Source organism: Nocardioides ginsengisoli (assembly GCF_039537225.1).
Lineage (GTDB): Bacteria > Actinomycetota > Actinomycetes > Propionibacteriales > Nocardioidaceae > Nocardioides > Nocardioides ginsengisoli.
This window is the reverse complement of sequence record NZ_BAABAC010000009.1, coordinates 130,650-137,597: the sequence shown is the minus strand read 5'-3', so window position 1 is coordinate 137,597 and position 6,948 is coordinate 130,650. Positions and strand designations below refer to the sequence as shown.

The window sequence follows — 6,948 nt, the reverse complement described above, 5'->3', positions numbered from 1 at the left end:
CGGAGGTCTTCGTCATCGTCCAGCAGGCGCGCCGTACCTAACGTCCGTGGTCAGTACAGCTAGGGCGTCCACACGGCCGCGTCATGCGCGAACACGACCCGGCGCGGGTCGAACGCGAGGATGCGCTCCATCCACGGGCTCGGCGCCGGCAGCGGCGGCTCGTGCCCGAGCGCGGCCGCCCGGGCCGCGAGGACGTCGGCCGACCACTGCGACGCGGTGTCGTGCGCCTGCCCGGCCAGGACGACGCTGCCGTCGGCGCACTCGACGACGACCGACTGGTGCCCGGCCACGTGCCCCGGCGTCGGTACGACGTGCACGCCCGCCGCGATCTCCGCCTCGCCGTCGAGCAGCTCGTAGCGCGCGCCGGCGAAGTCGACGAGCGCGGAGACCGTGTAGTCGGGCTGGTCCTTGTCCCGGGCGGTCTCCAGCTCGCGGCGCTGAGCGACGATCGGCCGGCCCGCGAACAGGGGGTTCTCGCCGATGTGGTCGAAGTGCAGGTGGCAGTTGACGACGATCGCGATGTCGTCGGTGGACAGGCCGACGGAGGCGAGCGCGTCGGCGACCGACACCCGCCGCGGCCGGTAGTGCGCCTCGGTCTCGGGCCCGGCGTCGCCGAGGCCGGTGTCGAGCAGCAGCACGCCGGCCGGCGTCCGCACGACATAGCCGTGGACCGCCTCGACCCGCGGCTGCCCGGTCCCGGTCTCCGCGGCGGGGCGGACGAACGTGCCGAGGTCGAGGCGTCGTACGTCATCGGTCCGCATCCGGTCAGGCTAGGCGGTCGCCCGTGCTGGCGTCCGTGCCATCGCTGGCGCCTTTGCCGGGCTCTGGTGGGATGGTCCCGTGCTGGCGACCCTGCTCACCGACTGGCGACTCGGCCTGGACGGCGACGCCGACGGCGCGCTCCTGCCCGTGACGACCGACGACGGCACGCGGGCGACGCTCCGGCTCGACGCGAACGAGCACGAGCACCTCGCCCTGCAGCGCTGGCGCGGCCGGGGCGCCGTCCAGCTGCTCCGGGCCGACCCGAGCCGGCACGCGCTGCTGGTCGAGCGGGTCGGCGGCGACCTCGCCGACGCCTGGGACGTCGAGGCGTGCCAGACCGTCGCCACCCTGTACGGCGTCCTGCACGTCGCGCCGATGCCTCAGCTGCGGTCGCAGGCCGACCTGGTCGGGCAGCGGGCCGACGAGCTGCGCCGCGACGCGCGCTCGGTGCCGGTGCCGCGGCGGCTCGTCGACCAGGCGCTGGCCCTCGCCCGCGACCTCACCGCCGACCCGCCGACGGCGGTGCTGCACGGCGACCTGCACTTCGGCCAGGTGCGGCGCGGCAGCCGGGACGGCGAGGACGTCTGGCTGGCGATCGCGCCGCGACCGGTCAACGGCGACCCGCACTCCGAGCTGGAGCCGATGCTGCGCCACCGCTTCGACGAGTACGCCGCGCCGTGGGCCGCGGGCTCGGTGCGCGACGGCATCCGGCAGCGCTTCCACACGCTCGTCGACACCGCCGGGCTCGACGAGGACCGGGCCCGCGACTGGGTCGTCGTCCGGTCGGTCCTGCACGCGCACCGCGTGCAGCACGACCGCGATCAGGTCACCGCGTGCATCACGGTCGCGAAGGCGGTCCAGGACTAGGGGCGTAGACCGGCCGCTTGAGCTGGCGCTTGCGCCGGGCGTCGGCGACGGCCAGGTCGCGGTACTCGCGGAGCAGCCGGCGGCGCGGCGCCCCCGGCCGCACCAGCATCCGCAGCGTCGCGCTCGTGGCGACGGCGGGCGTGAACACCCGCCACGGGTCGGAGCGGTGGTTGAACATGTCGAGCATCCGGTCGTAGGTGCCCTTCGCGACCATCCGGCGGGCGACCTCGGCGACCACGAGCGGGCTGGGGCCGGCCTTCCCGAAGTCGACGGCGGTCCAGTACATCGGTGTCGCGTCGCGGTCGCGCCACACGCCCCAGACACGGATCCGCTCGTCGACGTCGTGCGCGGCGAGACCCGCCACGATCTCCGGCGCGAGCATCTCCGCCTGACGGAAGGCGTCGCCGATGCCCTGTCCCGGCGCGGGATCCTTGAAGTGGCCGGCGTCGCCGACCAAGACCCAGCCGGGGCCGCTCGGCTCACGGAAGAAGCCCTCCCAGCGCACCATGCCCTGGACCTTCCCGGTCAGCGTGGCCCCGGTCAGCACCCGCGCGACGGGCCCGCAGCTGCGGGCGTAGGCGTCGAACGCGCCCCGCAGGTCGGCCCGGAAGGCGTCGCGCTCGGCGGCGACCGGCATCTCGACCACCTGGTAGAGCCCCGCGTCCGCGGGCATCGCGACGACCAGCCGGTCGTCCCACTTGTGGAAGATCAGCTCGGGGTCGGGCCCCGAATCGGCGTTCTCGTAGAAGCCCCAGTAGCCGAGCCGCTCGCTCGCGGCGACGTTGTAGCGGCGCGACCCGACCAGCTCGGCGACCGTCGAGCCGCGGCCGTCGGCGCCGACGACCAGGCGCGCCGCGACGTCGTACGACGTGCCGTCCTGCCCGACGCGGACGCCGGACACCCGGTCGCCGTTCCGCAGCAGGCCGGTGACCCGCGCGCCCATCCGGACGTCGACCCCGGCGTCGGCCGCCGCCCCGACCAGGATCGGGTCGAGCACGAACCGCCGTACCGACGCGGCGCCGCCGACGTCTCCGTCGATCTGCGGGATCCGCTGGCGGGTCTGCAGATCATCGATCCGGACGTTCGACCGCATCACGTACGGCGCGCCGGTGGCGCGGACCTGGGCGGTGACCCCGAGCCGGTCGAGGAAGGCGAGGACGTTGGCCTCCATGATGTGCGTCGACATGGTGTCGCGCGGGAAGCGCGCCTGCTCGAGCAGGACGACGGACAGCCCGGCGCGAGCGAGCAGCGTCGCCAGCGGCGCGCCGGCGCACCGGGCGCCGACGACGACCACGTCGTACTCGGGGTCGATCCGCCGGCCGCCGCGGAAGGCGGTCTGTGGGGCGATCTTCTCGTCGATGGACATGGCAGCTCCCCGGCTGTGCCCGAGAGTCGGATCCCAGCAGTATCGCCCCATCCCGGGCGGCGCGGAAGGTCCGTCGGGGCGGCCGCGACGGTAGCCTCACCGCCATGTCGTACGTGCGGAGCATCAGCGTCGGGAGCCCTCAGGGCAAGGAGTGGGCCGAGCTCGGACGCTCCTCGATCGACAAGCGCCCGGTGACCGGGCCGGTCGCCGTCCAGCCGCTCGGTCTCGGCGGCGACTCGGTGAGCGACACCCGGCACCATGGCGGCCTCGACCAGGCGGTCTACGCCTACGCGCGCGAGGACCTCGACTTCTGGGAGGCCGAGCTCGGCCGGACCATCCGCGACGGCCAGTTCGGCGAGAACCTCACCACCGAGGGCATCGACGTCAACGCGCTCGAGATCGGCACGCGGCTGCGGATCGGCGCGGACGTCGTCCTCGAGGTCGCCTCCGTCCGCACGCCCTGCAACGACTTCAAGGGCTGGATGGGGGAGAGCGGCTACGACCCGACCGCGTGGGTGAAGCGGTTCACCCGCGAACTCCGCCCCGGGCCCTACCTGCGGGTGATCGAGCCCGGCGAGATCACCGCCGGCGACCAGATCGACATCGTCGGCCGGCCGGGGCACGGGATCACCGTCCGCGACATGTTCGTCGCGCTCAACCTCGACCGGAAGCGGCTCCCGGAGCTGCTCGTGATCGACGGCCTGGCCGAGAAGGCACGCGTGAAGGCGGAGGAATTCGTCCGCAAGACGGCCTCTTCGCTACCGCCGGCCGAACCGGTGGCCTAGGTTACTCATCAGTCAGGTCGGTCTCGGACGAGCATGCAGGAGTGCCATGCCCATCAATCACGACACGAGTTTCCTCGAGCACATGCCGCAGAGCTGCGCGGTGCAGTTCCTCGACCGCGTCGCCGCGAGCGGCGACCGGGAGGCGTTCCGCTTCCCGCGCGGTGAGGCATGGGAGTCGGTCACCTGGCGTCAGGCCGGCGACCGGGTACGCCGCCTGGCGGCGGGCCTGCTCGCGCTCGGGCTCGAGCCGGAGCAGCGCGTGGGCATCGCGTCGTCGACCCGCTACGAGTGGATCCTCGCCGACCTCGCCGTCATGTGCGCGGCCGGCGCCACGACGACGGTCTACCCGTCGACGGGCGGCGACGACACGGCGTACATCCTGGGCGACTCGGAGTGCCGCATCGTCTTCGCCGAGGACGAGTCCCAGCTGGTCAAGCTGCGCGACCACCGCGCCGAGCTGCCCGCGCTGGAGAAGGTCGTCGTGTTCGACGCGTCCCTCGCCGACGGCGACTGGGTGATCTCGCTCGACGCGCTCGCCGAGCTGGGCGACAGCTATCTCGCGACCGACCCCGACGCGGTCGACACGGTCGCCAAGGGCATCGGCCCCGACCAGCTCGCGACGCTGATCTACACGTCCGGCACCACCGGCAAGCCGAAGGGCGTCCGCACGCTCCACCGCGCCTGGGTGTTCGAGGGTGAGGCGATCCGCGCGCAGGACCTGCTGCACGAGGACGACCTGCAGTTCCTGTGGCTGCCGATGGCCCACTCCTTCGGCAAGGTGCTGCTGTCCACCCAGCTCGCGTGCGGCTTCGCCACCGCGATCGACGGCCGGGTCGACAAGATCGTCGACAACCTCGGCGTCGTCCGGCCGACGTTCATGGGCGCCGCGCCGCGCATCTTCGAGAAGGCGCACGCGCGGATCGTCACCATGCAGGCCGCCGAAGGCGGCGCCAAGGAGAAGATCTTCAAGAAGGCCTTCGAGGTCGGCCTCAAGGTCGACGAGCTCGAGCAGGCCGGCACGTCCGTGCCGCTGCCGCTCAAGCTGCAGCACGCACTCTTCGACAAGCTGGTCTTCAGCAAGGTCCGCGACCGCTTCGGCGGCCGGGTGAAGTTCTTCATCTCCGGCTCCGCCGCGCTCAACGCCGACATCGCCGCCTGGTTCCACGCCGCCGGCATCCTCATCCTCGAGGGCTACGGCATGACCGAGAACGCAGCCGGTGCGACCGTCAACCACCCCGACGCCTACAAGATCGGCACCGTCGGCCAGCCCTTCCCGGGCACCGAGGTGCGGATCGGCGACAACGGCGAGGTCCAGCTCAAGGGCCCGCACGTGATGGCGGGCTACCACAACCGTCCCGAGGCGACCGACGAGGCGCTCACCGACGACGGCTGGCTGCGCACCGGCGACAAGGGCGAGCTCGACGCCGACGGGTTCCTCAAGATCACCGGCCGGATCAAGGAGCTCTTCAAGACCTCCGGCGGCAAGTACATCGCCCCGCCGGCGATCGAGGCGAAGTTCAAGGCGGTCTGCCCCTACGCCAGCCAGTTCATGGTGTTCGGCGCCGAGCGCAACTTCGTCTCCGCGCTGATCACCCTCGACCCCGACGCCATCGCCGGCTGGGCCGCCGAGAACGGCAAGGCGGGCAAGACCTACACCGAGCTCGTCAACGACGACGCGGTCAAGGCGATGGTGGGCGAGTACGTCGACGTCCTCAACGCCCAGCTCAACCGCTGGGAGACGATCAAGAAGTGGCGGCTGCTCGACCACGACCTGACCATCGAGTCGGGCGAGCTGACGCCGTCGCTGAAGGTCAAGCGGAATGTCGTCGAGGCCAACAACAAGGCGCTGATCGACGGCTTCTACTCCTGACGGTCCGCGGGCGTCTCCGGCACTGAGGGGGCAGCCTCGACGTGCCGGTCCGGCCGACCGGCTGGGACACTGGGCGCATGCCGTCCGCACTGCCCGAAGGCGATCCCGCACCCACCGACGGCGCCCTGCCGGAGCCGGCGCTCGCCGAGGTCGGCCGACGCCCGTTCGAGTTCTACGTCCACGTGCCGTTCTGCCGGGTGCGGTGCGGCTACTGCGACTTCAACACCTACACGGCCGAGGAGCTCGGGCCCGGCGTCTCCCGCAGCTCGTACGCCGAGCAGGCGGTCGCCGAGGTCCGGCTCGCGCGGCAGGTGCTGGGCGATCGGGACCTCCCGGTCGAGACCGTGTTCCTCGGCGGCGGTACGCCGACGCTGCTCCCGCCGGCCGACCTGGGCCGGATGCTGCGGGCGATCGACGACGAGTTCGGGCTCGCGCCCGGCGCCGAGGTCACCACCGAGGCCAACCCTGACTCGGTCGACCTCGCCTACCTCGAGCAGCTGCGCGAGGCCGGCTACACCCGCGTGTCGTTCGGCATGCAGTCGGCGGTGCCGCACGTGCTCGCCGTCCTCGACCGCACGCACGACCCTCGGCGCGTGCCCGACGTGGTCGCGGCCGCGCGGGCCGCGGGCTTCGACCAGGTGAGCCTCGACCTGATCTACGGCACGCCGGGGGAGAGCGCGGACGACTGGGCGACCACGCTCGACGCCGCGCTCGCCTGCGACCCGGACCACGTGTCGGCGTACTCGCTGATCGTGGAGGACGGCACCGCGCTGGCCCGCCGCGTGCGCCGCGGCGAGCTCCCGATGCCCGACGACGACGACCTCGCCGACAAGTACGTCCAGGCCGACGAGCGGCTGGTCGCCGCGGGGCTGGGCTGGTACGAGGTGTCGAACTGGGCGCGCGACGACGCCGCGCGCTGCCGCCACAACCTCGGCTACTGGACCGGCGCCGACTGGTGGGGGATCGGCCCCGGCGCGCACTCGCACGTCGGCGGCGTCCGGTGGTGGAACGTCAAGCACCCGACGGCGTACGCCGGGCGGCTGCGGGCGGGGGAGAGCCCGGCCCAGGCGCGCGAGGTGCTCGACGCCGAGACGCGCCGGGTGGAGCAGGTGCTGCTGGAGGTCCGGCTGCGCGACGGGATGGCGCTCGACGTCCTCGACGACCTCGACGGCGACGCGCGGGCGGCGCTGCCGGGGCTGGTGGCCGACGAGCTGATCGAGGACCGTTCCGACCGCCTCGTCCTCACCCGCCACGGGCGGCTGCTCGCGGACGGCGTCGTCCACCGCCTCCTCGCCTGA

General features: G+C 73.0%; 6 protein-coding genes. 4 read left to right on the top strand and 2 right to left on the bottom strand.

Annotated elements, in window-relative coordinates; translation table 11 throughout:
• Positions 1–59: 59 nt before the first annotated feature.
• Complete coding sequence (locus AB4880_RS06270) at positions 60–761, bottom strand: N-acyl homoserine lactonase family protein (RefSeq protein WP_367918354.1); 702 nt, start codon at positions 759–761, stop codon at positions 60–62.
• A gap of 79 nt (positions 762–840) precedes the next feature.
• Between AB4880_RS06270 and AB4880_RS06265 the strand changes: the two genes are divergently transcribed.
• Entirely contained in the window at positions 841–1,629 is a 789-nt protein-coding gene (locus tag AB4880_RS06265; protein WP_367918353.1) for an aminoglycoside phosphotransferase family protein, read from the top strand.
• On the opposite strand, the gene AB4880_RS06260 is transcribed toward AB4880_RS06265, so the two are convergent.
• Complete coding sequence (locus AB4880_RS06260; protein WP_367918352.1) at positions 1,601–2,995, bottom strand: NAD(P)/FAD-dependent oxidoreductase; 1,395 nt, start codon at positions 2,993–2,995, stop codon at positions 1,601–1,603. The genes AB4880_RS06265 and AB4880_RS06260 overlap by 29 nt on opposite strands.
• Positions 2,996–3,099: 104 nt before the next feature.
• On the opposite strand from AB4880_RS06260, the gene AB4880_RS06255 reads away from it, so the two are divergent.
• From AB4880_RS06255 to hemW, 3 genes are all read left to right on the top strand, one after another.
• Positions 3,100–3,780, top strand: a complete 681-nt coding sequence (locus AB4880_RS06255; protein ID WP_367918351.1) for an MOSC domain-containing protein — start codon at positions 3,100–3,102, stop codon at positions 3,778–3,780.
• Positions 3,781–3,826: 46 nt separating this feature from the next.
• Positions 3,827–5,650 (top strand): AMP-dependent synthetase/ligase, encoded by a 1,824-nt coding sequence (locus tag AB4880_RS06250; RefSeq protein WP_367918350.1) that lies wholly within the window; start codon positions 3,827–3,829, stop codon positions 5,648–5,650.
• A gap of 77 nt (positions 5,651–5,727) precedes the next feature.
• Positions 5,728–6,948: a radical SAM family heme chaperone HemW gene (gene hemW, locus AB4880_RS06245; protein ID WP_367918349.1), complete on the top strand. Its 1,221-nt coding sequence runs from the start codon at positions 5,728–5,730 to the stop codon at positions 6,946–6,948.

Coding starts and splice junctions, on each gene's coding strand:
- AB4880_RS06270 (WP_367918354.1), bottom strand. CDS start 761: ATGCGGACCGATGACGTACGACGCCTCGACCTCGGCACGTTCGTCCGC.
- AB4880_RS06260 (WP_367918352.1), bottom strand. CDS start 2,995: ATGTCCATCGACGAGAAGATCGCCCCACAGACCGCCTTCCGCGGCGGC.
- AB4880_RS06255 (WP_367918351.1), top strand. CDS start 3,100: ATGTCGTACGTGCGGAGCATCAGCGTCGGGAGCCCTCAGGGCAAGGAG.
- AB4880_RS06250 (WP_367918350.1), top strand. CDS start 3,827: ATGCCCATCAATCACGACACGAGTTTCCTCGAGCACATGCCGCAGAGC.
- hemW (WP_367918349.1), top strand. CDS start 5,728: ATGCCGTCCGCACTGCCCGAAGGCGATCCCGCACCCACCGACGGCGCC.